This is a genomic window from Hymenobacter qilianensis, from assembly GCF_014489555.1.
Taxonomy (GTDB): Bacteria; Bacteroidota; Bacteroidia; order Cytophagales; family Hymenobacteraceae; genus Hymenobacter; species Hymenobacter qilianensis.
In genome coordinates this window covers 302,959-327,148 of the sequence record NZ_CP060784.1, presented here as the reverse complement: position 1 = coordinate 327,148, position 24,190 = coordinate 302,959, and the positions used below count along the sequence as shown (strand labels likewise).

The 24,190-nt window shown below is 56.2% G+C and carries 21 protein-coding genes and 1 tRNA gene; 10 read left to right on the top strand and 12 right to left on the bottom strand.

Annotated elements, in window-relative coordinates; genetic code table 11:
• The first annotated feature begins 52 nt into the window (after positions 1-52).
• Positions 53-1,114 carry a DUF6687 family protein gene (locus H9L05_RS01445; RefSeq protein ID WP_187732733.1) on the top strand — a complete coding sequence of 354 codons (1,062 nt, stop codon included), beginning with the start codon at positions 53-55 and terminating at the stop codon, positions 1,112-1,114.
• 93 nt (positions 1,115-1,207) lie between these two features.
• Here the strand turns inward: H9L05_RS01445 and H9L05_RS01440 are convergent, their stop codons facing one another.
• The 6 genes from H9L05_RS01440 to H9L05_RS01420 form a co-directional block, all read right to left on the bottom strand.
• Entirely contained in the window at positions 1,208-1,987 is a 780-nt protein-coding gene (locus H9L05_RS01440; protein ID WP_187732732.1) for an SbcC/MukB-like Walker B domain-containing protein, read from the bottom strand.
• A complete protein-coding gene (locus tag H9L05_RS01435) occupies positions 1,897-4,647 on the bottom strand; it encodes an AAA family ATPase (RefSeq protein WP_187732731.1) in 2,751 nt (916 codons plus the stop codon). The genes H9L05_RS01440 and H9L05_RS01435 overlap by 91 nt, the downstream gene beginning before the upstream one ends.
• A gap of 190 nt (positions 4,648-4,837) precedes the next feature.
• Positions 4,838-6,064: an exonuclease subunit SbcD gene (gene sbcD / locus H9L05_RS01430; RefSeq protein WP_187732730.1), complete on the bottom strand. Its 1,227-nt coding sequence runs from the start codon at positions 6,062-6,064 to the stop codon at positions 4,838-4,840.
• 128 nt (positions 6,065-6,192) lie between these two features.
• Positions 6,193-7,002: a rhodanese-like domain-containing protein gene (locus H9L05_RS25655; protein WP_317175062.1), complete on the bottom strand. Its 810-nt coding sequence runs from the start codon at positions 7,000-7,002 to the stop codon at positions 6,193-6,195.
• On the bottom strand, positions 6,921-7,640 hold the full coding sequence (locus H9L05_RS25650; RefSeq protein ID WP_317175061.1) for an MBL fold metallo-hydrolase: 720 nt from the start codon (positions 7,638-7,640) through the stop codon (positions 6,921-6,923). Before H9L05_RS25650 ends, H9L05_RS25655 begins: the two co-directional genes overlap by 82 nt.
• A gap of 264 nt (positions 7,641-7,904) precedes the next feature.
• Positions 7,905-8,327, bottom strand: coding sequence for a hypothetical protein (locus tag H9L05_RS01420; protein WP_187732729.1), 423 nt, complete (start codon positions 8,325-8,327; stop codon positions 7,905-7,907).
• Between the two features lie 210 nt (positions 8,328-8,537).
• Here H9L05_RS01420 and H9L05_RS01415 point away from each other — a divergent pair, with 210 nt between their 5' ends.
• Positions 8,538-9,947 carry an amino acid permease gene (locus H9L05_RS01415; protein WP_223284664.1) on the top strand — a complete coding sequence of 470 codons (1,410 nt, stop codon included), beginning with the start codon at positions 8,538-8,540 and terminating at the stop codon, positions 9,945-9,947.
• Positions 9,944-10,120, top strand: coding sequence for a hypothetical protein (locus H9L05_RS24625; RefSeq protein ID WP_262892603.1), 177 nt, complete (start codon positions 9,944-9,946; stop codon positions 10,118-10,120). The genes H9L05_RS01415 and H9L05_RS24625 overlap by 4 nt, the downstream gene beginning before the upstream one ends.
• 70 nt (positions 10,121-10,190) lie before the next feature.
• Here H9L05_RS24625 and H9L05_RS01410 read toward each other — a convergent pair whose 3' ends face one another.
• Positions 10,191-10,412 (bottom strand): hypervirulence associated TUDOR domain-containing protein, encoded by a 222-nt coding sequence (locus H9L05_RS01410; protein ID WP_187732728.1) that lies wholly within the window; start codon positions 10,410-10,412, stop codon positions 10,191-10,193.
• A 302-nt stretch (positions 10,413-10,714) separates the two neighbouring features.
• Between H9L05_RS01410 and H9L05_RS01405 the strand changes: the two genes are divergently transcribed.
• Positions 10,715-13,768, top strand: a complete 3,054-nt coding sequence (locus H9L05_RS01405; protein ID WP_187732727.1) for an amidohydrolase family protein — start codon at positions 10,715-10,717, stop codon at positions 13,766-13,768.
• 184 nt (positions 13,769-13,952) lie between these two features.
• Entirely contained in the window at positions 13,953-15,149 is a 1,197-nt protein-coding gene (locus tag H9L05_RS01400) for an amidohydrolase family protein (protein ID WP_223284883.1), read from the top strand.
• 203 nt (positions 15,150-15,352) lie between these two features.
• Here the strand turns inward: H9L05_RS01400 and H9L05_RS01395 are convergent, their stop codons facing one another.
• Complete coding sequence (locus H9L05_RS01395) at positions 15,353-15,943, bottom strand: DUF1989 domain-containing protein (RefSeq protein WP_187732726.1); 591 nt, start codon at positions 15,941-15,943, stop codon at positions 15,353-15,355.
• Positions 15,912-16,604, bottom strand: a complete 693-nt coding sequence (gene gntA, locus H9L05_RS01390; protein ID WP_187732725.1) for a guanitoxin biosynthesis heme-dependent pre-guanitoxin N-hydroxylase GntA — start codon at positions 16,602-16,604, stop codon at positions 15,912-15,914. The genes H9L05_RS01395 and gntA overlap by 32 nt, the downstream gene beginning before the upstream one ends.
• Positions 16,605-17,008: 404 nt before the next feature.
• On the opposite strand from gntA, the gene H9L05_RS01385 reads away from it, so the two are divergent.
• From H9L05_RS01385 to H9L05_RS01365, 5 genes are all read left to right on the top strand, one after another.
• Positions 17,009-17,683: a response regulator gene (locus H9L05_RS01385; RefSeq protein ID WP_187732724.1), complete on the top strand. Its 675-nt coding sequence runs from the start codon at positions 17,009-17,011 to the stop codon at positions 17,681-17,683.
• Positions 17,684-18,086: 403 nt separating this feature from the next.
• On the top strand, positions 18,087-18,290 hold the full coding sequence (locus H9L05_RS01380) for a hypothetical protein (protein ID WP_187732723.1): 204 nt from the start codon (positions 18,087-18,089) through the stop codon (positions 18,288-18,290).
• A 163-nt stretch (positions 18,291-18,453) separates the two neighbouring features.
• Positions 18,454-20,493, top strand: a complete 2,040-nt coding sequence (locus H9L05_RS01375) for an RICIN domain-containing protein (RefSeq protein ID WP_187732722.1) — start codon at positions 18,454-18,456, stop codon at positions 20,491-20,493.
• A 159-nt stretch (positions 20,494-20,652) separates the two neighbouring features.
• Positions 20,653-21,570: a DUF6929 family protein gene (locus H9L05_RS01370; protein WP_187732721.1), complete on the top strand. Its 918-nt coding sequence runs from the start codon at positions 20,653-20,655 to the stop codon at positions 21,568-21,570.
• Positions 21,571-21,700: 130 nt separating this feature from the next.
• The gene (locus H9L05_RS01365) at positions 21,701-22,549 is read left to right on the top strand and encodes an oxidoreductase (protein ID WP_187732720.1); all 849 of its coding nucleotides are present in this window, start codon (positions 21,701-21,703) and stop codon (positions 22,547-22,549) included.
• A gap of 85 nt (positions 22,550-22,634) precedes the next feature.
• Here the strand turns inward: H9L05_RS01365 and H9L05_RS01360 are convergent, their stop codons facing one another.
• From H9L05_RS01360 to hscB, 3 genes are all read right to left on the bottom strand, one after another.
• A complete protein-coding gene (locus tag H9L05_RS01360) occupies positions 22,635-23,360 on the bottom strand; it encodes a M48 family metallopeptidase (RefSeq protein WP_187732719.1) in 726 nt (241 codons plus the stop codon).
• 98 nt (positions 23,361-23,458) lie between these two features.
• A tRNA-Leu gene (locus H9L05_RS01355) sits at positions 23,459-23,540 on the bottom strand.
• A 19-nt stretch (positions 23,541-23,559) separates the two neighbouring features.
• A complete protein-coding gene (hscB, locus tag H9L05_RS01350) occupies positions 23,560-24,093 on the bottom strand; it encodes a Fe-S protein assembly co-chaperone HscB (RefSeq protein ID WP_187732718.1) in 534 nt (177 codons plus the stop codon).
• Positions 24,094-24,190: the final 97 nt, after the last annotated feature.

Here is a 24,190-nt window from a genome sequence, read left to right as displayed (position 1 = left end):
AAGTTGTTCTCGCTCTTGAAATTCCTCAATCTCCACTCAACAGGTTCTGCTTTTGGCGCATTATTTCGTTCCCTACGCGAAGGCGAAGCACCAGCCCACCATTTTAGTCGATAGTACGGGCCTGCGGGCGGCGCTGGTATTGGCCCACTGGCGCGGAGCCGCCACGCCCGTCGCCCTCCGCGACGATACCAGCGCTGGCTCGGTGCTCAAAGCTTTGCGTGCGCCCCACACGCCAGGGATGGAAGCACAGGCCGTGAGTGCCAACCATTTTGACGTGGATGGTTTCGTGGGCGTGTGGAGTTTACTCAATCCCGCGTTAGCTCTGCTCCACGAGCCATTGCTGCGTCTGGTAGCCACGCTCGGCGACTTCCGCGAACTGGACTGGACTAATCCGCTGGCCGATGATGCTCTGAAGCTGGTTTGCTGGCTCAATGCCAGGGAAAAGGAGCTGTTTTATCCGCCCTTCGGTGCGCCGGCTCTGCGACGCAACGAAGCCGAAGCTTCGGCCGAGAAATTCGCCTGGTTTCTGCCTGCCTTCGGCGACATTCTGGAAAACCCGGAGCTGGGGCGCGCCGCCTGGGAACCTGAATACGCGCGGATACGCAGTGCTATCGAGGTGATGCAAAGCTCTGCTACGCGCCTCGTGCGCTACCCGGAGCTGGGTTTGGTGGTTGTGCACACGCCCGAGCCGCTGCCGTATTACGCCCTGTTCGGCCCCACTGCTGGCTTCGATATCGTGCTAAGTTGCTACAATGACCGGCGCTACGAGCTGGAATACAAGTACACCACCTGGATTGACCTGGAATCGCGGCCCACGCTGCCGCGCCTGCCGCTCAACGCCCTAGCTGAGCGTCTGACTAGCCAAGAAAAGCCCCCCAGCGCCTGGGTTTTCGACGCCATCACCGATACGGGCCCGCTACTGCGCCTGGGGGGCAAAAAGCTCAGCAAAGCCCAGCGCTACGCCGACCCCGACCAGCGGCCAATCGAAATTTCTTCTATTGATGCCGAAACGATGGAGCGGGAAGTAGTGACCTTTTTCCGAAAAGGCTATGCGAGTATTACGCCCCGCCGCTATTGGACGTGGGCCGAGATGAAAGCGGCCGAGAAGGAGTAAAAAGCTGCAAATAAGTGACCTGAATTTGGTGCTGCGAAATTAGGGTTAGAAAGCTAGAGCTAGTTCCCCTCCTCAGCTGAATTCCGCGCATGGCTACTCACTTTCCCCAAACCCAACCACGCGCAGGGTGCTAATGCCCCCTACACCTTTGCGCACATTAATCTGTGTGGTTACGCGCTCTTTCAAGGCTTCCACGTGCGAGATAATCCCGATCATCTTGCCCGTGCCTTGCAGAATTTCGAGGGCAGTGAGGGCCACTTCCAGCGCATCGGCGTCGAGGGTGCCGAAGCCTTCGTCGATAAACAGCGTCTCAATCTGGGTTTTGTGGCCAGCCAACTCCGATAAGCCCAGCGCCAGCGCCAAGCTCACCAGAAAGCTTTCGCCCCCGGAAAGCGAGCTCATGGAGCGGGTACTGTCGGCCTGATAATGGTCCACGACCAGCAGATCGAGGTACTCGTGCGGGTTGCGGGCGATGCGGTAGCGGTCGGTGAGGCGGGTGAGGTGGCGGTTGGCCAGCTCCGTGAGACGCGTGAGGGTGAGGCCCTGGGCAAACTCGCTGAACTTCTTGCCATCAGCCGAACCGATAAGCTCCGCCAGCTGGCGCCAACGCTTGGCTTCCTGCTGCTGCTTTTCCAGGGTAGCTGCCAGCTCAGCGTGACGAGCCAGTCCCTGATGGTGGTCGTGGAGGCGCTGCCGCCGCTGCCCAAGCTGCTGGTGCAGGTCAGCCAGGTTTCGCTCCGCCGCGCGCAGTTGCTCCCGTATTGCCTCCGCTGATTCAGCCGTTAGCTCTTTGCGCTGCTCCAGATCCAGCTGCTGAAGGGCCTCCGTAAGTGTGCTTTGCGTGGTGAGCAAGGCGCGCTCGTGCGTATGCAATTGATCGAAGAGGCGGCGCGCTTCGGCGTCGGGAAGGAGGCGCGTGCGTAGCTCCTCCGGGCTGGGGGTAAATTTGCGGCTTGCAGGTCAGCTATCAGCTTAGTGTAGAGCTGGTCGCGCTCCTGCTGCTCGCGGGCTGTTTCCTGCTCCAACTGCCGCAGCCGCTCATCGGTGCGGGATAATTGGCTTTCGTGCTCACAGAATGTTTGGTGGCTCCGCTCGTAGGCATCCGTAAGAGCTTTTACAGTATCCATCAGCTGCTGGCGTGCCTGCGCTACATGCAGGCCGGCAAAGAACTGCTGCCGCTGCTGGCGTTGCCGCTGAATTGCCTCGTGGTGGCGCACCAGCTCCGCTTTGCGGGTAGTAAGCCATTCCTGCGTTTCGGCCAATGCTTTTTTTAGCTCTTCTCCCTGCGCCTGAGCAGCGGCGCGCTGGCTTTCGGCCTTATGTATCGCCTCTTTTTGCTGCTCATACTCCGTGGTAAGCTGCTCTAGCTGCCCCATCAGGGCTGCTCCATTATCGCCCGTGAAGGTGAGCTGGAAATACGCCAGCATACTGCTTACCTGCTCCCGAATCTTGGGAGCCCGGTCGCGGGCATCTTCCAGCTTTTCGGTGAGCTCATTCAGCTTTGCTTCCGCCTGCCGCTTTTGCTCGCTGGCCAGCTGCTGCTCCCCGTGGGCTTTGGTGCGAAGCACCATGGCCGCGTGGTGCTGCTCCTGCAACTCACGCAGGCGCTGCGCCAGGGCCCGCGCCTGCCTGGGGGCCATTTCTTCCTCCTCCGTTGTCAGCGGACGGTGAATTTGTAGGTTCTCCGCCGAAATTTGCCCCCCAGCATTCTCCAGCATGCCCGCCGCCGTCAGCAGCTTCTGCACGCGTCCATTCAGGGCTCTAACCTGTTGGCCCAACGATTCCTCCCGCTCTTTATCACGCTGCAAAGAGTCAGTGGTAACACCTAGTGCGCCCAACGCAAATGGGTGCTCGGCGGCTCCACACAAGGGGCACGGCTCGCCGGCTACCAGGTAGCGGCGCGCTTCCTCATGGCTTAAGATCAGCTGCTGGGCTTGAAGCAGCTTACGCAAATCAGCCAGGTGTTTTTCCTGGTCGGCGTGCTGGGCCTGCAAGCCTGCTGCAAACTGTTGCAAGCGCGCCATCCAGGTGTCGCGCTCCGCTTCTGTTTGCTGCTGGGCAGCTGCTAATTCGGTGGTCTGCTTTTCAGCATCGGCCTGGCGGGTGGTGGCCTGCGCGCCTAGCAGCCGGGCTTGTTGCAGCGCCAAATTCTGAGCTTTTTGCTGGGTTGTCAGCTCTTGCAGCTCCCGGTCTACGTCGGCCAGATCTTCCAGGTGACTGCCAAGTTGGGGCCGGATGTTGGGTAGTTCAGTTCGGCGGCTATGCAAGGTGAGCCAGGCGGTAAGTTCTTTCAGCTCCTCACCCAGACGGCGTGTCTGGCAAGTGGCTTGCTCGTATTCCGCCTTCTGCCGCTTGCACTGCTCGTTGCGCTGTTCGTATTCCTGCTTTTCCTTTGTGATCTGGGCTTCCTCAGCCTGAATAACGGCATCCAGCTTTTCCGCCTCCAGCAGCTTCGGGTTTTGCTCCTCCTGATTCGCCAGAGCCTCGTCGCGGGCCTGTTGCGTCGTGGCTCGGCTAGCCTGCACGGCGTCTAGCTGCTGTTGCAGCTGTGGGCGCTGCTCCCGCGCTTGGGTGGCTTCGTGCTGCATCCGCTGCAACCGGGTATCGGCAGCTTGCAGCAATTCCCACGGCGTACGGAAGGGTAGTGCCTGCTCGTGCGCAGTTAGGCGCTGACGCAAAGGAGCTAACGTTTCCGCCTCAGCGGCGAGAGTAGCCAGCGTTGTTTGGGCCCGCTGCTGTCGGGTAGCTAAGTCAGCAAGCTTGGTGAGCCAGGTTTGGGCTTCCTGTAGATTTTGCTGGGCGGCTGCGCTGGTTTGCGCCTGTTGCTCAATAGCCGCCATTTCGGTTTCGATGGCTGTTACTTCTTCATTTGAGAAAAGCGTAACGCCCGCCAGCCCTGTCCGCAGCACCTCCACCTGTTGGGCCTCTTCCTTGGCTTTTCGGAAGGCAAAAACCGAAATGTCAGAGTACTTGCGCGTATCCGTAATCTTCTCCAGCAGCTGCGCCCGCTCACCGGCGGTTGACTTCAAAAACCGCGTAAACTCACCCTGAGCAAGCAGCACTGAGCGCAAAAACTGCCGATACTCCAAACCGCTCAGCTCCGCCACCCGGGCCGGCACCCTGGATTTGTAGCTCTCAATAATGGGCCAATTTTCATCAGAAGCATCAGCAGTCGGACCAATGGGCTCTTCACTTAGCTCCATGCGCGAGTCCTGGAGCTTGCCTTCGGCTTTCTTGCGGGCCCGATACTGACCCCACTTCGAGCGGTAGCGGCGCCCATTCACCTGAAACTCTACCTCGGCCCAGCTTTCTCCCGTTCCATGACTCATCACCTGCTCCACGCCGCCCTCGTGGCGCGGCACCTGCCCATACAAAGCCAGCGTGATAGCGTCGAGAATCGTGGTTTTGCCCGCGCCCGTGGGGCCAGTAATAGCAAATAGGCCCGCGTCGGAAAGAGGCGAGTGGCTGAAATCAATTTCGTGCTGTCCGCGCAGCGAGTTAAGATTGGAAAAACGGACGCGGAGTATTTTCATGTACTTATAAACTCAAATAGCAGACAGTCGACAGGCGGTCATGCAGAGCGCCGCGAAGCATTTTGCGTGCTGACGTCTGATTACTACTCTCACTTAAGCATGCGAGATGCTTCGCGGCGCTCTGCATGATGTTCTTGTAAAACTTTGCTTTTTGTGTAGCCTTTTATTGTATGGATAATACGCTTTCCTTCTACCCTTGCCGCATCAATTCCAACAACTCATCAAAGGCGCTCAGTAATTCCGTCCGTGCTTCTTCCGGCTCTTCCTCCAACCGTTTTTCGAATACCTCGCGTTCAGTAAAATCGTGGAGGCTGCGGGTGAGCGGTTCGGGCTCCTCGCCAAGAGGGCGGAGCGTAAGCATGCGGAAGTGGCGGCGCGCCAGCACTTCCAGCTGGGTGCGGTCGAGCTGGGTGATGACGGCCAGGAGCTGCTCAGCTACTTCCAGTTGCGAAAGCTCAGAGCGAACTTCTACATCGGCCCAGGCAGGTAGCTGGTAGCCAGTGTTTTCGTAAGCAGCCAGGCGCACCAGCACTTCATCTAGCGGGCCGTGGAAGCGAACCAGCCGCCGCGCGCCGGGCACGGGCACGGCTTCGATAGCAAGGCTCTGGGGGGTAAATTCCAGCAGCAATACTTCCTTGGGGTGATCTACCTCAGAAAAAGACAGCGGAATAGGCGAGCCCGAATAGCGAATATGCTCGCGCCCGCCCACTCGCTGCGGGCGGTGCAAATGCCCCAGAGCCACATAGTCGAACACCGTTGGGAAGTGGTCGGCGGTGACCTGGCCCAGGTTCCCGACATGAATGGTGCGCTCTGAATCGGAGGGTGAGGCTCCGGCCGCGTAGAGGTGGCCAGTGGCCAGTACGGGCACGCCGGCCGCTTTCAGCTGCCACACGATTTCTACCTCCGCAATGCGCGAATAGTGATCAGCAATGCCTTGGCGAATACGGGCTTCCCGCTCCTCGGCTTCCTCACCGGGCACCGACAGGCGCACATCCCGGTCGCGCAGGAAGGGGATAGCGCACACCACGAGACCCGGCTTGCCATCGGCGTTATCCAGTACAATTACCTGGTCTTCAAAACAATCGGGTACGCAGCCGACCACGTGCACGCGCAAATGGCGGAGTAGGCGAGCCGGTGCATTGAGCGTAGCCGGGGAATCATGGTTGCCGCCCACCAGCACGATGTCGCGGCAGGCTGTGGCCTGCATTTGCAGCAGAAAGGAGTAATAAAGCTCCAGAGCCGCGTTGGAGGGCGAGCCGGTATCGAAGATGTCGCCGGCCACCACCAGCACTTCCACGCGCTGCGTCTGAATGGTTTCGACCAGCCAGCGCAGAAAGTGACGGTGCTCCTCGGTGCGCTCGTGGCCGCCATTGAAGCGTTGGCCCAAGTGCCAATCGGCGGTATGTAGTACACGCATAGACTTCAAAGATAAAGCGCAAACGGGAGGTTCCCACAGCACAAAAACGCTGAGTCGCGCCAGAGATCATAAAATGACCTCAGCGCGACTCAGCGTTTTTACTCTAATAAGTCTTTAAGAAGGCTCGACTAATGCACCGCCTGCGACTGAAACTCCGTCACGGCTTCGCCTAAATCGAATACTTCAGCTTGCGGCAGGGCCACTTGCAAAATGCTGCTGCCCGCCGCCGAACGGTAGCCACCGGCGCAGTGCACCAGAATCGGCTTGTCGGTGGGTACTTCATGGGCTCGTTCGCGCAGCTCCGGGAGCGGAATTTTTAGGGCTTCCGGGAAAATAGGCTGCTCAGTTTCGGCACGGTTGCGAATATCCACGATGGTAAAATTGTCGGGGCGCTCGCGCACGCGGGCAAGGTCGAGGTCGGGGCTGGAGGTCGGGAGCTGAGAGGGCGTGAGCAGCGCGCCTTCAATGTTGGTTTCGTAGCCAATCTTGGCCGATTTGCGAATCACCGTATCGAGGGCAATCTGAGTGTCGGCCAGCAGGTAGAACTTCTCCTTCGGCCCAACTATAGAGCCCAGCCAGGTTTCAAATTTGCCCCCGTCCATCAGATTAATGGCCCCCGGCAAATGACCGGCCCGAAACTGAGCAGCCGGCCGCGTATCAATAATGAGGGTGCCGGGCACCAGCTCGGTGGCCGAATGCACGCGCGGTACAGCCCGCACGCTATCCTCAAACGGCTGAGCGCCGAGGCGATTCAGTACCACATCATGCCCGAAATACTTGGGCACAAACGGCTGATCCTCCAAAAGCACTTTAATAAACTCTTCCTGCGACATGGGTTGCAGGGCATAGTTGGTTTTCAACTCCTTGCCAATGCTGCTGTCCAGGTCGGTGCTGGTGGTTTTGCCGCAGAGCGAGCCGGGGCCGTGTGCTGGATACACGCGCGTTGTGGGGGCAAAGTCATCAGCTTCTGGCGGGTGCTTTGGTAGAGGAGGCCGGCAAGCTCTTCGCGCTTGTGGCCACTCACGGCTTCTTCCTCGCGCAAGTCGGGCCGCCCTACGTCGCCCACAAAAAGCGTGTCGCCCGTGAATACGGCGCGGGTTTGGCCCATTTCATCTATCAGCAAAATAGAAATGCTGTCCGGCGAGTGGCCGGGCGTGTTCAGGGAATGCAGCTCCACATTACCCAATGTGATACGGTCGCCATCGTCGAAGGACTGGTGTGGATAAAGGGCTTTTACCAGCTTGCTGCAATAAATAGTGGCGTCGGTTTCCTCGGCTATTTCGAGGTGAGAGGAGACGAAGTCGGCGTGCGGATGCGTCTCAATAATGGCTACGATGGAAGCGTCGTGCTCGTCGGCGAAGTCGTAGTAAGGTTGCGGATCGCGGGCTGGGTCGATAATGGCCACTTGGCGGCCGGAGCGGATAATGTAGCTGGCGTGGGCAAGGCCCTTATCATAAAACTGTTGAATCTGTACCGACCCGGTACTACTGGGCAAGGGGCTCATGGTGGTAGGTTGTGGTGGCGAGGCGGCGCCCTCCGTAGCGGAGATGCGGCCGGCGGTTAGGCCGGCGCTCATTTTCAAATATAAGAAGGCGCGGTCTTCTCTGACAGAAACTGTAAAAAACCAACCTAAGTTTAACCACTAAGCAAATGATTGTCAAGCGAATGCTTGGTTAAATTAAGTGTAAGATCCTGTTCGGATGAGCTTGAATACTAACTGATTCAGCATGTTGGCTCGTTTCCAGCGTTCTGATTGCACTGCTCAGATACTGTTCTGCTCCGACACAAAAAAGCCCCCAGTCAATTGACTGGGGGGCTTTTTTGCTACGATGGTGCAGGCTTAGCCGCGGACCTTCATTCTGCCTCCTTTGCGATTGGCCATGCGCTCGGTGCGCTGCTGCTCGTATTTGGCGTATTGGTCAGCAGTCAGAATAGTTTTGAGCTGGGCCTCATGACGGTCGCGGGTGGCTTTACCTTTCTGATGATTTTCAATATCCTTGGCCCGTACGGCGTCCATTTCCTTGACATGGGTCAGATGCAGTTGCCGCACCTTTTCAGTTTGTTCGGCATTCAGGCCCAACGATTTGGATAAGTTGGCGGCACGTGCTTCGGCGCGCTGCTCGGGCGTTTTTTTGGTGCGCTGATCCGCCGATTTCTTACCGCGTTGGGTTTGGGCTTGGGCAGGCTTGGTAGGTTGGGTTTGAGCAGAAGCTGCGCCGGCAGTTAATGTGAAAGCGGCGAGCAGGATGAGCATCTTTTTCATTAGGAGAGAGTCTGTGGGTGAAATTCTACTGCTTGGATGCAGATGCCGCCCCATGGTTTAATTGGGTAGGAGCGAGGAGGTATTATGCCTCCGTGCGCTACCTGAACCGGAATATCGCCTATATTCGGGCCACGCAGCCGTTGTTTTAAGGCCGCTATTGCCTCTTCTCACTCCAATTCTCACCTTCTACCTCCCCTCTTTTCTTTTTCTATGGCAAACATTTTCGCCAAAAAACCCCTGGCTCAGTTGCTGGGAGAAGCCAACACCTCCGGCGAAGGCACGCTGAAGCGTACGCTGGGCGCCCTGAACCTGATGGCGCTGGGCATCGGGGCCATCATCGGAGCCGGATTATTTGTGCGCACGGCAGCAGCGGCTGCGCAGGCCTCGGGGCCGGGCGTTACGCTGGCCTTTATTGTGGCTGCTATTGGTTGCGCCTTCGCGGGCTTGTGCTACGCCGAGTTTGCGGCCATGATTCCGATTGCCGGCTCGGCCTACACGTACGCCTACACCACCATGGGCGAGTTTGTAGCCTGGATTATCGGCTGGGCCCTGATTATGGAATACGCCTTGGGCGCGGCCACCGTATCTATTGCCTGGAGCGAGTATCTGAACAAGCTCTTGGAAGAATTTGGCACCAGTATACCCTACAGCATGTGTCACTCGCCCTTCGAGAGCGCCGTGATAAATGGCGTAACGGAGTACGGTATCATCAACCTGCCGGCTTTGCTGGTTATCGTGGCGTTGTCATTGCTGCTGATTAAAGGCACCCAAGAGTCGGCTATGTTCAACGCCATTATTGTGGTGGTGAAAGTGGCTATCGTGTTGATCTTCATTGCAGTTGGCTGGCAGTTTATTGATCCCGCCAACCATACGCCTTACCTGATTCCTGAAAACGCGGAGCCAGTGAAAAATGCTGCTGGCACCGTAGTACGCGAGTACACAGCCTGGAATAAGCACGGCTGGGGAGGCGTTTTGGGTGGCGCAGCCATCGTATTCTTCGCTTTCATCGGTTTTGATGCCGTAAGTACTGCCGCTCAGGAAGCCAAGAATCCTAAGCGTGACATGCCAATCGGTATCCTGGGCTCGCTGGCCGTGTGTACCATTCTTTACATTCTCTTCGGTCACGTACTGACGGGCGTTGCTAACTGGCGCGAATTCGCTGACCCAGCTCTGGGCGGTGAGGCTTCTGTAACCTACGCTATTGCGCAGCACATGCCGGGCTTCGGCTGGCTGGCTACGGCCGTGACGGTGGCTATTCTGGCCGGTTTCTCGTCGGTAATTCTGGTAATGCTCATGGGCCAGAGTCGGGTATTTTTCTCAATGGCAAATGATGGCCTAATGCCCAAAGCCTTCTCCGAGCTGCACCCCAAGTTCCGCACTCCTTACAAGTCTAACCTGGCGCTGCTGGTGTTTGTGGGTGGTTTTGCCGCCTTCGTACCTGGCTCTTTGGCTGGTGACTTAACCTCGTTTGGTACGCTGCTGGCCTTCGTGCTGGTATCGGCGGGGTTTGGATTATGCGCCGCTCCGATCCAGCGCAGCATCGTCCGTTCCGTGCGCCGCTCTCGTCGCCCGTTTTCCCCTTCGTACCGATTATGGGTATTGTGGTGTGTCTGGGTATGATTCTCGCCCTCGACTTATTCACCCTGAAAGTAGCTTTAGGCTGGATGATTCTCGGCATCATTGTGTATTTCATCTACGGGCAGCGCAACAGCAAGCTCCAGCAAGGCATTGTAGTAGTGCCGAAGGAGATGGAAGAGCAAGCCTTCATCGAGCCCGACAAGGACAACCTGTAGGATCGATTCTGAGCATAAAAAAAGCCCCCAGAAATTCTCTGGGGGCTTTTTTGTGGAAGCCAACTTTACGTTACTTCTTCTTGTCAGTGGCGGCCGTCACTTCGCTTTGCAGCTTCACGACCTTATCGCCATTCTCCTGCACAATCACGAAAGCCGGGTTGTCAGCGGTGCCGTTGCGGGTGATGTCGCTGCCCTTGATTTTTTTGGTGATGGATTCCTTATGAACTTCCTCGATTTTGCCGCTGGCTGTGCCAGTGCCGTATTTCCAGGTAACGGTGGTGCCTTTGCGCATGGGAATTTGGGGCTTAGTGCTTGGTACGTAGTGCTGAGGTAGCAGTAAAGCTTGTACTCAGGTAGTCAGCACATTGTTTCGCAGCAGGCAAGGATGAATATCGGGCAAGCGGGCCGGCATTGGCCGCTCCCCGATGAAGGCCGCAGAGAAAGGTAAAAGCCGGCCGGCCGCGGGCTCATCATCTGTGCATTAGTACTTTGAAATACAGTTCGGTAACGGGGCTTATTTTCTACATTTGATTCGATGCCAGCTGCGCAGCTGGTCTGCCTGCTTTTTCGTTCTTCCATCAACCCAAACCCTTAATGCATACTTCTATTCCCCGATTGGGGCTGGTGAGTGGGCTGCTGCTGAGTAGCCTCGGCGCCTACGCCCAAACCAGCACCTTCCCGCGCAACGGCGTGTACGACCAGCGACCGGGCCTGTACGCCTTCACCCACGCCACCATTTTCACTGACTACAAAACCAAGCTCACCGACGCCACGCTTCTGATTCGGGATGGCAAGGTAGAGGCGGTGGGCACCAACGTGAAGATTCCGGCCGGCGCCGTGGTGCAGGATCTGAAAGGCAAATACATCTATCCGGGCTTCGTGGATCTGGCATCTGGCTATGGTCTGCCCGAAGTAAAGCCCGCCGAGCGAACCGGTCGTCGGCCTCCGCCGCAGTTTGAGAGCAAAAAAGGCGGTGCCTACGACTGGAACCAAGCCGTGCATCCCGAAACCGACGCCGCCAGCGACTTCAGAATCAATGAAGAACAAGCCGATGCGTACCGTAAGCTGGGCTTCGGAGCCGTGCTCACGCAGCAGCCCGATGGCATTGCGCGTGGAACGGCCGCTCTCGTAACGCTGGCCACCACCGGCCGCCGCGAAAACGAAGTTATTCTGACGGATCGGGCCGCCGCGGGCTTTTCCTTTAACAAAGGCACCAGCACCCAGAACTACCCCGGCTCCCTGATGGGCAGCATCGCGCTGCTGCGCCAAACCTACCTGGACGCCGAATGGAACCAGCGCAACCCCACCAAAGAACAGAATCTGTCGTTGCGTGCGTTTCAGGAACAGCGCCGCCTGCCCCAGCTTTTTGAGGTGAGCGACAAGCTGAACGCGCTGCGGGCCGACAAGCTTGGCGACGAGTTCAGAACCCAATTCATCATCAAAGGCCGCGGCGACGAGTACCAGCGCATCGCCGACATTAAGGCTACCGGCGCGCCGTTTATTCTTAATCTCAACTTCCCGGATGCGTACAATGTGGACGACGTGTACGACGCCTCACGCATTCCGCTGGAAGATTTGAAGCATTGGGAAATGGCCCCCGCCAACGCGGCTTTACTGGCGAAGGCTGGCGTACCTTTTACACTTTCAGCCACCGATCTGAAGGACAAAAAGAAGTTTCTGCCTAATCTGCGCAAGGCCATTCAGTACGGTTTGAGCGAGGAGCAGGCCCTGCGCGCCCTCACGGCTACGCCTGCCGAACTGATTAAGGCCCAGGACAAAGTAGGCAGCCTGAAGCCCGGCCTGACCGCCAATTTCCTGGTTTGCTCGAATCGGCTGTTTGCCGAGGATAACGTGCTGCTCGACAACTGGGTGCAGGGAGAGCGCTACCAGCTTAGCAACCTGCCCGCCGACTACCGTGGCGTGTACACGTTGCAGGTAGGCAACCGCCCGGCCGTGCAAATGCGGGTGGCAGGTAAGCCGGAGGCTCCGGAGCTGAAAATAGCCATGGCGCCGAAAGACACCGTCCGGGGGGCAATTTCGGTACAGGGCGAGCTGGCAACCATCGTGTACAATCCGACGCCTAAAGATAAAGCCGCTTCGGTGCGCCTGAGCGGCTACTTCACCCCCGAAACCCGCCAGTTTCAGGGCGATGGCCAGCTGCCCGATGCTACCTTGGTGAAGTGGTCGGCGAAGCGGCAGGAGGTAGCCAGCCAGGCCGCCAAGCGCGACTCGGCCAAAGCACCTGAGCCTATTCAGCTGGGTTCTATGCTGTATCCGTTTGCAGCCTACGGGCGCGCGGCCATGCCCCAGCAGGAAACAGTATTAATTAAAAATGCCACCGTGTGGACCAGCGAAGCAGCTGGCAAGCTGGAAGGCACCGACGTATTGCTGGTGGGGGGCAAAATTTCCAAAGTAGGCAAGAACCTATCAGCCAAAGATGCCCGCCTAATTGATGGGACGGGCAAGCACCTCACGCCGGGCATTATCGATGAGCACTCGCACATTGCCGTTATCGGTGGCGTAAATGAAGGTACACAGGCCGTTACCTCGGAAGTACGCATTGGCGATGTGCTCGACCCGGAGGATATAGATCTGTACCGCGACCTGGCGGGCGGCGTGACTGCGGCTCAACTGCTGCACGGCTCGGCCAACCCCATCGGGGGCCAGTCGCAGCTAATTAAGATTCGCTGGGGCGGTACTCCCGAGGATTTGAAAGTGGCCGGCGCTGATGGGTTTATCAAGTTTGCGTTGGGTGAGAACGTGAAGCAGTCGAACGCGGGTGAGGCCAACGTGCTGCGCTTCCCGCAGTCGCGCATGGGCGTAGAGCAGGTATTTGTTGATGCTTTCACGCGGGCTAAGGAATACGAAAAGGAGTGGGCGGCTTACAATAAGCTCAGCAAAGGCAAGCAGAAAAAAGCCGAAGCCCCGCGCCGCGACCTGGAGCTGGATGCGCTGGTGGAAATTCTCAACAACAAGCGCTTCATCACCTGCCACAGCTACGTGCAGAGTGAAATCAACATGCTTATCAACGTGGCCGACCGCCTGGGCTTCAAGGTGAACACCTTCACTCACATTCTGGAAGGCTACAAAGTGGCTGACAAAATGAAGGCACACGGCGCAGCCGCCAGCACCTTTGCCGACTGGTGGGGCTACAAAAACGAGGTGCGCGACGCCATTCCCTACAACGCCGCCATCATGCACGACGCCGGCCTGACCGTCGCCATCAACTCCGACGATGCCGAAATGAGCCGCCGCCTCAACCAGGAAGCCGCCAAAACGATGAAATACGGCGGTTTGTCGGAAGAGGAAGCCATGAAGCTGGTCACGATTAACCCGGCCAAAATGCTCCACGTCGACAACAAGATGGGCAGCATAAAGGAAGGCAAGGACGCCGATGTGGTGCTGTGGAGCGCTCACCCTTTGAGCATTTATGCCCACGCCGAGCGCACTTTCGTTGATGGCCGTCAACTCTTCGACATCGAATCAGACAAAGTGATGCGTCAGGAAATGGAGAAAGAGCGCCTGCGCATCGTGCAGAAAATGCTGGCTGCCAAGAAGGGTGGCGCGCCCACCCAAACGCCCGTAACCAAGGCAACCGGCCATTTCCACTGCGATTCGGTAGGGGAGGAGAAAGAACTTGATAAATAGTAAGTAAAGTCGGTTTTCTCCGCCTCTGTGGTGGCAAACTGCCTTACTCATCCATAGAATACTCAACCATGAAGCATATACTTCTTTCTTTAAGCCTGCTCACGGCCGTATCAGCGGCGGCTCAGGTTCCGATGCCCGCACCGGCCCAAGGTCGGCCCATTTTGCTGGTGGGGGCAATTTGCACGTGGGCAACGGCACCGTGGTGCCCAATGCCGCCGTGGCCTTCGATAAAGGCCGCATCACGTATGCTGGGGCCCAAAATGGCTTCACCCAACGCGAAGGCTACGAGGTAGTTGACGTGAAAGGCCAGGAAATTTATCCGGGTCTGATTTTGCCAAACACTACACTAGGGCTCACCGAAACCGAGTCTATTCGGGCAACGGTGGACGAGCAGGAAGTGGGCACGATGAACCCCAATGTGCGCTCGATCATCGCCTACAATACCGACTCCGACATCATCCCGACGGTGCGCACCAATGGGGTGCTGCTGGCCCAGGTGACGCCTCGCGGCGGTATGCTTTCGGGCCAAAGCAGCATTGTGCAACTGGATGCCTGGAACTGGCAGGATGCCGCCGTGCGCACCGATGATGGCATGCACCTGAACTGGCCGCAGATGATTTTGAAGCTGAACCCGGCCGAAGACGAGAAAGCGGTGGAAAAGCGCATCAAGGACCGGCAGACGCAGCTGCGCGAGCTGGAAGCCATGTTCACGGAAGCGGCGGCTTACAAGAATTTGCCCCCTAGCCGGCGCGAAAACCTGCGTCTGTCTGCCTTGGGGGGCATTTTCGATGGCTCCAAGACCTTGTTTATCCACGCTGACTACGGCAAGGAAATCATTGAAGCGGTAAGCTTTGCCAAGCGCCTGGGCGTGCAGAAAGTTGCCGTTATCGGTGCCCGCGATGCCTGGATGATGCTGGACTTCCTGAAGCAGCACGACATTGCCGTAATTCTGTCGCGCACGCACGCCCTGCCCCGCCGCCCCGGCGACGACTACGATCTGCCTTACAAGTTGCCTGCGATGCTGCAGCAGGCCGGTATTCGCTTCTGCCTTGATTATGAGGGAAGTATGGAAACGGCCGGCTCCCGCAACTTAGCTTTTATTGCCGGTACGGCCGCTGGCCACGGCCTCACGCAAGAGCAGGCCATTACAGCCGTCACGCTGAGCCCTGCCCGTATCTTAGGCATCGACAAAGACTTCGGCAGCCTCGAAAACGGCAAAAGCGCTACCCTAGTCGTGAGCAGCGGCGACCTGCTGGACATGCGCACCAACAACATCACTCACGCTTATATCGAGGGCCGCGCTTTCAGTCCCGAAAACAAGCAGGTGTACCTGAACCGGAAGTTCCGGGGCAAGTATGGAATGCCAGTAGGAGTGAAGTAGTTAATTTAACCTGCCAAAAAAAGCCCCCAGAAGAATTCTGGGGGCTTTTTTGTGTGGTTATTTTAAACAAGGCGATCATGCTGAGGCACGAAGCATCTCGCGTGTTTAGTAAGATTAGTAACCTCACATCAGCACGCGAGATGCTGCGCTACCGCCCTGCATGACGGTCTTATATGTAAGGCTGGCTAGATAGAACCACCAATTCAGTCTTCAATTTGATAGCCGATTGGCTTGAACGCGTAGTTGTTCGACATTTCTGCCGAGCAGGCTGTTAATCCTACCAACAAGTCCATTTTCGCCTCAAGCACCACGTAATCACCTGCTTTGCTTTTGGGCGGCAGCACATCCACCTTGCCGGTATTGCCATCCACGGTCACGTGCATGAAGATATTGAAGCAGATGGGAATAGCATCGGGGCTGATGCCATGTTGGCCTAGTGCCTCACTCAGGTTGCCGAAGCAGCCCCGATGCGGCTGCTGGTGCCCGTAGATGATGCGAAACGTATCGGCGCTACAGGGCGTGAGCAAAAAGTCGTGGCGGCCCACCGTATCCTCCACCATGTCGAACATGATGTTGCTGCGGTTGGAGTAGAAAGGGTGGCCTTTGGTCAGAAAGATGGTTTCGGCGTAGTCAATCGTGCGGCCCGACGACAGGTATTCAGCCTTATCAGCCAAATTATAGCACACAAAATCGGCTACCTGCTCGCCCTCAATATCGACCACTCGCAAATGCTGGCCCTTTTTTACTAGGAAGGAAGTGCCGCTACGCGGCGGAATGATGGTTAGCTGCTGCATGTTGACTTAAAAAAGGGCATTTCCAGGCTTGGTCGTACACCTTGCCACTGTATTGATACACTTCCGATGCTTGACCGTAATCTTCCAGCATCGGATTGATAGAGCCGGAAAAAGCCATATCGCGAGTGCGGATGGTGTTGCGCAGGCCATCATAGCGACTATTTGCCCGGATCTGCTCAAACTGAGCGTGGGCATTAAATACCAAAGTTGGGTACTTAAACCGTCGTGCCAGCCGGCTGCTCCCGGGGTGCAAACCAATGATGAAAAATGCTTCCTCCTTCAGGCTAAAGCTAAAATCGGGAGAGTTAGGATCGGACACTACACGCTTGTCGTAGCCGTAGCGCTGCGCATCCAGGTTGGATAGGGCCTGTAGGCGCTGCCACAGAAACTCTTCAAACTGGGCTTCATTCGGGTCTTCCGGACCTTTAAAGATTATTGCTACACTGTGATACAGCTTGGTCGACTGCCGGTACTCATCCACAAAATCGTAGACGAACTTCAGAATGGCCGCATCATCTTTAGGGCAAGCCATATGATCAACCACCAGGCATTTTACCTGATTCCAGGTAAGGGCGGTTTTGGCAGCTACACATGGGAATTCTTTGGTATTTATAAAATCAAAGTATTCGGATGTTATAATATTGCTCTGAGCATCAGTCATATAAACTACTTAAGTCAAACAAGACAAGCGGAATAATTAAACTCCTGGGTTTGGTTAACGAGCAGCTTATTCGAAAGGTTGAGGTTTTTAACAGAAAAAGTTAAACAGGACAGTAGCGCTTGTTTTATAAAAAAAGCCATTTGGACGGGGAAAAAGGCTTTTCTTTGGTAAAGTTTCGCTAGGTTTAGGCTCTTTAGAAAACCAGTGACGTTGCCAGTTTCTATTCCAAGTAAGGCCAGATATGTGCCGTTGAGGCGAGGTATAGGGGCTCGTGGAATAGTATTACACTAGAAGATTTATCGTATATTTCTATCTACTGTTGTAGGCAACTTATCCGGGCAGGTTGCAATCTATTATGTGTGGCAACTGCGTAGATTGTTTGTCTGCCCGACCATTTGCGCCATATGAACGAGCTAGTATCCGATGATTTTATTGCTGTTTTGGTGCTCGATGATCACCAGATGGTGATAGAGGGTGTCAAGACCTTGCTGAAATCCAGACCCAATATCCGGGTGGTGGCCGAAGCAAACCGGGGCGCCGATGCGCTGCAACTGCTGGTTAAGCATCCGGAGGTGCGGGTAGTACTCACTGACCTGAGTATGCCTCAGATGTCGGGGCTGGAGTTTATTCGGGCGGCGCGTGAAATCAATAGCAAGCTGCGTATTGTGGCGCTCAGCATGTTCTATGATCACGCTTCCGTAACCGACGTGCTTAGTGCCGGTGGCTGTGGCTACATGCTAAAAAGTCTGGGCCCGGAAGAACTGGTACAAGCCATTGAGCAAGTGGCTGCGGGCCGCACGTACTTCAGCTCGGAAGTAGGCTCTATGCTGCTGCAAAATCTGGAACTCACTGCATTGAGGCCAGCCCCGGCCGCCGATGATCCTGTGCCACTGACTGTACGTGAGCGGGAAGTGTTGGAGCTGATCAGTAAAGAGTACTCCAACCATCATATTGCCGAAAAGCTGTTTATCAGTGAGCGAACAGTGGAAACGCACCGCAAAAACATCTTAACCAAGACCAACTCAAAGTCGATTATCGGCCTGATTCGCTATGCGTTGCGCCACAGACTTATTCAGTAAATGCAACCTCTTTTAACTGCCTAGCCTCTACAGATTGTAGGGGCTTTTTTTATGCTTTTTGGTGCAGGAATCAGCCGCTACGCCAAATCGTTATTTTAGGTTACATAATGACCACCTACTTAGTCGGCGACAATAAAGGCCTTAATTAAGCTTTAAATGCACTATTCGTAGGAGGCATCCGGGCTAGTACGTAGACAGGGTTACGTACTGCCCCAGACACAAAATTACGGGCTTATACGCATTTACATTTGCCTATTAAATGATCTACCTTAGCATCGTTCAAAAAGATGTATCAATCTTCATAGTTGCCTACCACAAAAAATTAACTGCTTTGCCTCCGCCCCGGTAGCACTTTCCCCACAATTTTTACACACCAAATTTCACACTATAAAGCAAACTTACTATGCCGTCCAAGATCCTTTCCTTCATTTGCCACGCGCCGGGTATGATGCCTGGGTCGTATCCATCGGTTCCGACGATGCCTAGCACCCGCTCTGCAGAGCGCAAGTCAGAAGCAAAGAGCGCTGCTCCGACCGGCCACTTTGCGGCCATCTATGAGAACGACCGGTTTGTTCGCTTCAAGTACATTAACAATGCTATTAGCTAACTACTGCTTTATGGTTATGCGAGCTTAACCTTATAGATATTTATTATAGCTACTTATCATTATTAACCGCCGCTCCTGCCTCTGGCAGGAGCGGCGGTTCTTGTTTGGGGCTAACCAGTTCAGATTTACGCTAACTTGCGGCTCAGTCCATTCATTTGCGTGCATGCTCCCTTCGCTGCTTCGTTTTCTGCTCTTCTTATTAGCCTTCGCTACGGCTGGCCCACTTTTCGCCCAAAATACGCCTTTCATTCCCGACGAGAAGGCTTACTACGGCATTGCCGCCCGCAGTAGCGGCCGGTCGCTGGACGTAGCCAATTCCTCGCTTGAGTCGGGGGCGGCCATGGTGCAGTGGGAGTTTACCCACGCTCCCAGCCAGCAGTGGCGCTTCGTGCGCGTGATGCCCGGCAGCGACTATTTTCGAATTGAAGGGCGCCAAAGCGGTAAGTGCCTGACAGTAGACAAACCCGATGAAAATGCCCCCCTGGTGCAGCGCCCCTACACGGGCAGCCTCTATCAGCAGTGGCGCCTGGTGCCGGGCGGCCCCGCAGGCAGCGTGCAACTCATCAGCAAGGGCAACGACCGCTGCATTTCCGTAGCCTCGGCCGATAAGGCCAATGGTACGCCCATCGTGTCGCAGAAGCCTGCAAATCGGGCTACGCAGCAGTGGCGCTTATTTAAGCTTCGTCTGAACGTGGATGCCAGCCTGCCCGGCTTTGGGCCGCCGCAAGCGTTGAATACGCTGAACACTTCCGGCAATGAGTTGCAGCCCGTGCTGGCTCCCGACAACGCGACCTTGTTTTTTGTGCGCACTAAGTTTGCCGGCAACATGGAAGGAAACGCCGAATCGGGCGATATCTGGATGAGCCGCTCTGTGGATCAGGGCCGCACCTGGAACCCAGCCACGCGCTTCGATGGGCTGAATACGCCCCAGCACAACGGCGTGATGGCCGTGGTAAAGGATGGCTACTACCTGCTGGTGCGCGGCTACTACGAGCGCGACGGGACCTTCCACGACGATGGTATTTCGCGGGCTGCCCGTAATGTGGGGGGCAAAAATGGCAGCCGCACCGAGCAGCTGGATATTATCAACTATTACTCCACCGGTACGGCCACCACTTTTTTTCAAACTAACGACGAGAAGGTTCTGCTGCTTTCCCTGGAGCGCGCCGAGGGCTACGGCGGCAACGATATATATATCAGTCAGCCCGTGGGCAAAGGCTCGTGGTCGGAGCCGCGCAACCTGGGCGACGTAGTGAACTCGCCGGGCTTTGAATTTGCCCCCTGGCTTTCGCCCGACGGCAAAACCCTGTACTTCTCCTCCTACGGCCACGGTGGCTACGGCAGCGCCGATATCTTCGCCAGCACCCGCCTCGACGACTCCTGGACTAAATGGAGTGAGCCGCGCAACCTGGGTCCCACCCTCAATGGTCCGGGCTTTGATGCTTATTTCAGCCTCACACCCGATGGCAAGCAGGCCTACTACGCTGCCTCCCGCACCGCCAACGGTCCCGCCGACCTGTTTCGGGCGGAAGTGGGCGTCGTGCCGCCCGATTCGGTAGTGGAAAAAGTGCCCGCGCCTACGTTTGCGGTGGCCCCGCCGCGGGCGCTCTTATCGGGTCGCGTTATAAATGCTAAAACCCAGCAGTCAGTAGCCGCCGAAGTGAAAATTGCGAGTCTGGGGGGCAATTTTTCGTACAATGCCACCTCCCGCGTAGAGGCCGGCACCGGCACCTACCAGTTCACGTTGCCGCCCGGCCGCTATCGGCTATCGGCCGTAAGTGGCGGCTTCCTCACGGCCACCGATACGCTTACTGTTACGGCGCCACTCACACGCAACCTTCTTCTGGTACCGGCAGGCGTCGGCTCCCGACTAGAGTTGCCAACGCTGATTTTTGCCCAAGGCAAATACAATCTGCTTGGCGCATCCTACGCGGAGCTGAACCGACTGGCTGGCACTCTCACCGATAACCCCACGGTAAATATTCGTCTGGAAGGCCATACTGACAACCAAGGTAATGCGGCTCTCAACCAGAAGCTATCGGAGGATAGGGTGGCGGAAGTGAAGCGCTACCTTGTAAGCCGTGGCGTAGCCGAGGACCGCATCAGCACCGTTGGCTACGGCGGCTCGAAACCCCGCGCCAGCAATGAGCGCGAAGAAACCCGCCGCCTGAATCGGCGGGTGGAGTTCACTATTACGAAATAGTAAGCCGTTTTCAACCAGGAGGCTTTTGGCTCATTCTACAGACGCATACGCGTAAGTAGAAGAGGGGAGGTGTTGGCTGTTTCGTGTCAAAAAATGCCCCCCAGCGGCGCGGGTACGTATGCTAGCGCGAGAACAACGTTAGCCTGTGCAGCTTATCACATGAAAGCAACTATTCTGCGCCAGTTTGATTTGCCCGACTTACCCTCCGCCTCAGGGATAGAAGTAGTGGGCGATACAGCCTACATAATCGGCGACGACTCGCCTTTCCTCTATTGTTTCGATGCGCGGGCCCTGAAGCCCAACGGCCGCATTACTCTCTTCGAAACGGTGCATTTCAGCTCCGGTCGCTTGCCCAAAAACCTCAAGCCTGACCTGGAGTGCCTTACGGCTGTGCCCGCCACCGGCGGCGACGCGGCCCTGCTCGTGTGCGGATCGGGAGCCACGGCGGAACGGGAAAAGGGGTTCTGGGTAACGCTTCCCAAGCAAGCGGGTGCTGGAGCGACGGTATACCCATTGTCGCTGAGTTCTTTATACACTGCCCTGCGCAAGGTTTTGCCCAAGAGCGTAGTGCTAAATCTGGAGGCTGCGGCCGCCACCACTACTGAGCTGCTGCTGTTTCAGCGTACGGTGGGTTCGGGGGCGGGCAATTTGTTATTTCGCCTGCCTCTGCAAGAGGCGTTAGAGTTCATTCAACACCGCTCAAGCCAGCTGCCTGTTATTCAAACGCAGTTTTATCAATTGCCTGCCATCGCAGAGAAACCGGCCGGCTTTTCTGGTGCTACCACGTACAAGGAGAAGCTGTTCGTGACAGCCTCCGTAGAAGATACCAGCGACCCCGTAGCCGATGGCGAAGTGATGGGTAGTTTCGTTGGCGTGCTGGACCTGGCAAAACGTTCGGACCAGCCTTTACAGACGCGCTTCACACAACTGATTTTGCCCAATGGCCAGCCCTACCGCGGCAAAGTGGAAAGCATAACCGTACGCCGCGAAATTGCCCCCCAGCGCTACGAGTTGCTGCTCGTCACCGACGACGATGCCGGCGGCTCCACGGCGGTGCTGGTAGAGCTGGCGACATAACGGGCAGACGCGAATACGCGTTTCTACCACTTAAAGGCAACTCTTAAAACTTCAAGCTGCCCCTATGGGTTAAAGAAGCCGGCCCTACTTTTTACGGTCGTTACCTATCCAATCTTAGTCTATCTGAACAATGCCAACCAACACTAAAAACTGGTTTATCACGGGCGTAAGCACTGGCTTCGGTGCTTCCCTGGCCGAATTGCTTTTACAAAAAGGCGACAAAGTAGCCGCCACCTTCCGTCAGCAAGAGCAAGCCGACGAGTTTACTAGAAAAGCCGGTGAAAATGGTCGCGGCTTCGTCTGCGACGTTACGAAGGAGTCCGAGGTAAAACAGGCTGTAACCGACGCCATTCAAGCACTGGGCCACCTCGACGTTGTGGTAAATAATGCCGGTTATGGCTCTCTTGGCAGCATCGAAGAAATCACGGCTGACGAAGTACATCGCCAATTCGACGTGAATGTATTCGGTCCTCTGCACGTATTGCGGGCCGTGCTGCCACACCTGCGCGAACGCAAAAGCGGCCACGTCATCAACATCACCAGTATTGGAGGCTTGAAAACTTTCCCCGGCGTGGGTGTCTATAATGCCTCGAAGTTTGCGCTCGAAGCCATTGGTGAAAGCCTGGCCCAGCAGGTTGGTCCGTTGGGCGTAAAAGTAACCAACATTGAGCCCAGCGGCTTCCGTACCGACTGGGCCGGCCGTTCCGCCAGCTTCGTTGATACCCAGATTGAAGACTACCGCGCCACGGTAGGTGAAAACCTGAAAGGCATTCAGAGCTACAGCGGCCGCCAGCCCGGCAACCCCGACCGCGCCGCCCAAATCATGTATGACCTCGTGCGTCAGGAGAATCCACCGCTACATCTGCCCCTCGGCAAAGCCGCCGTAAAAGGTGCCCGCGACAAGTTTACTGGCTTGGTGAAAGAGTTGGAAGAAGTAGCCGAAACTGGCAACTCAGCTGATTTCCCGGAAGGCGCTTAGTAAATAAGTCAAATACCTGAAAATGGCCCGGGAGCTTCCTGCTTCCGGGCCATTTTTGTATGTAAGCTATACTGACAACAATATTTTAATCTGCATCCGCCCCCGCAGCCGGGCCCAGTGTTATTTGGCTCAACTCTGCCTTGTGGGTTCGCCAATCGGGCATAAACTGGTCCATGAAGCCCCAGAAGCGGGCGTTGTGATAGCGTTCATGCAGGTGTACCAACTCGTGCACTACCACGTATTCCAGGCAGCGTGGGGGGCATTTTATCAACTCCAGATTAAGCCAGATCCGCTTTGCCTGAATATTGCAGGTACCCCAGCGAGTTTTCATTTGCTTCACGCCCCAGGTAGTAGCCTGCTTCCCTACTACAGGCTCCCACTTAGCCAGCAGCGCTGGCACCTGCTCTTTCAGCTGCGCCCGATACCAACAGACTAAGTGTTGCTGGCGTTGGGCGGCCGTGCTTTCTGCTGGTAAGTGCAGCTCCAACTGCCCCAGTTCCTCGCGCAGCGCCACGCGGGCCCGCCCCGTCGTAGCCAGCACCTGCAATTCGTAGCCTTGCCCCTGATAGAAATGGGTTTCGCCCGAGACGTAGGCATGCGCGACAGGTCGCTCCCGCGCCGCGAATTTTGCCTGGTGCTTCAGAATCCAGACTTGGCGCGCTATTATGAAGTCTTCGATAGTGCTGGCGGGCATACGCATGGGGGCAGCCACGCGCACTTTGCCATCGGGGGCATATACCGTCAAGCGTAGCGTGCGAATGTTTTTGCGCACTAGCTCTATCTGAAAACCGCCAATCTCTAAATGAGTCATTCGGAGTGAATGCTTTAAATCACTGAATGCAAAAAGCCTGAAAAACCGCATCTGCTTCCAGATTATCGATTTCTCAGGCTTTTGTTTCTGCTACTCTGTACCCAGAGCCGGAGTCGAACCGGCACACCTTGCGGTATTGGTGTTTGAGACCAACGCGTCTACCGGTTCCGCCATCTGGGCTTCACTACGTTCCCACGACTCAGGAACGGGTGGCAAACTTAGCCAGACTTTCGCGAATACGCAACAAGTATCGGCGTTTCAAATAATACGTGCGCACTTGTTGCAGGGCTTGGGGACGCACATCGGGGGGCAAACCGGGGTAGCCAGCCAGTACTGGTTCGATGCCTGCGTCGAGGGTATCGGCTATGGCATTTACCTCATTCTCAACGCTTGCCACCACATTTGGGTCGGGTTCCATCTCCAACTCCATCAGCTGTTCGTTCAGCTCCATTACCTCCATCAAAAAATCGGAAGGAATTTCCTGTTTGCCTTCTTCCAGCAGATTATGGCGACCCAGAATGTAGGCCATACGTTGATCGGGGTCGGAGAGGGTGCGGTACGCGTTGGTGTTTTGGGTGGCCAGGTGCAGAATTTCCTGTTGATGCTCCTGCGGTGCGGTGGCATGAAAATCGGGGTGATACTCGCGGCTGAGGGCGTAATACTTCCGTTTTAACGTAGCTTCATCCAGAAGAAAAGACTCGGGTAAATCGTAGAATTCAAAGTAATCGGTCATGAATTGCTGAGTTGGAGAATGACATGAACTCGCTAGTCAAGGGTGACTATGAATGAAAGCATTCTAGAAACAAAAGGAAGCAGGAATTAGCCTAGCC

Coding starts and splice junctions, on each gene's coding strand:
- H9L05_RS01435 (WP_187732731.1), bottom strand. CDS start 4,647: ATGAAAATACTCCGCGTCCGTTTTTCCAATCTTAACTCGCTGCGCGGA.
- H9L05_RS01360 (WP_187732719.1), bottom strand. CDS start 23,360: ATGACTCATTTAGAGATTGGCGGTTTTCAGATAGAGCTAGTGCGCAAA.
- sbcD (WP_187732730.1), bottom strand. CDS start 6,064: ATGCGTGTACTACATACCGCCGATTGGCACTTGGGCCAACGCTTCAAT.
- H9L05_RS01395 (WP_187732726.1), bottom strand. CDS start 15,943: ATGCAGCAGCTAACCATCATTCCGCCGCGTAGCGGCACTTCCTTCCTA.
- H9L05_RS25650 (WP_317175061.1), bottom strand. CDS start 7,640: ATGAGCGCCGGCCTAACCGCCGGCCGCATCTCCGCTACGGAGGGCGCC.
- H9L05_RS01370 (WP_187732721.1), top strand. CDS start 20,653: ATGAAAGCAACTATTCTGCGCCAGTTTGATTTGCCCGACTTACCCTCC.
- hscB (WP_187732718.1), bottom strand. CDS start 24,093: ATGACCGATTACTTTGAATTCTACGATTTACCCGAGTCTTTTCTTCTG.
- H9L05_RS01385 (WP_187732724.1), top strand. CDS start 17,009: ATGAACGAGCTAGTATCCGATGATTTTATTGCTGTTTTGGTGCTCGAT.
- H9L05_RS01420 (WP_187732729.1), bottom strand. CDS start 8,327: ATGAAAAAGATGCTCATCCTGCTCGCCGCTTTCACATTAACTGCCGGC.
- H9L05_RS01415 (WP_223284664.1), top strand. CDS start 8,538: ATGGCAAACATTTTCGCCAAAAAACCCCTGGCTCAGTTGCTGGGAGAA.
- H9L05_RS01410 (WP_187732728.1), bottom strand. CDS start 10,412: ATGCGCAAAGGCACCACCGTTACCTGGAAATACGGCACTGGCACAGCC.
- H9L05_RS24625 (WP_262892603.1), top strand. CDS start 9,944: ATGATTCTCGCCCTCGACTTATTCACCCTGAAAGTAGCTTTAGGCTGG.
- H9L05_RS01365 (WP_187732720.1), top strand. CDS start 21,701: ATGCCAACCAACACTAAAAACTGGTTTATCACGGGCGTAAGCACTGGC.
- H9L05_RS01405 (WP_187732727.1), top strand. CDS start 10,715: ATGCATACTTCTATTCCCCGATTGGGGCTGGTGAGTGGGCTGCTGCTG.
- H9L05_RS01380 (WP_187732723.1), top strand. CDS start 18,087: ATGCCGTCCAAGATCCTTTCCTTCATTTGCCACGCGCCGGGTATGATG.
- gntA (WP_187732725.1), bottom strand. CDS start 16,604: ATGACTGATGCTCAGAGCAATATTATAACATCCGAATACTTTGATTTT.
- H9L05_RS01375 (WP_187732722.1), top strand. CDS start 18,454: ATGCTCCCTTCGCTGCTTCGTTTTCTGCTCTTCTTATTAGCCTTCGCT.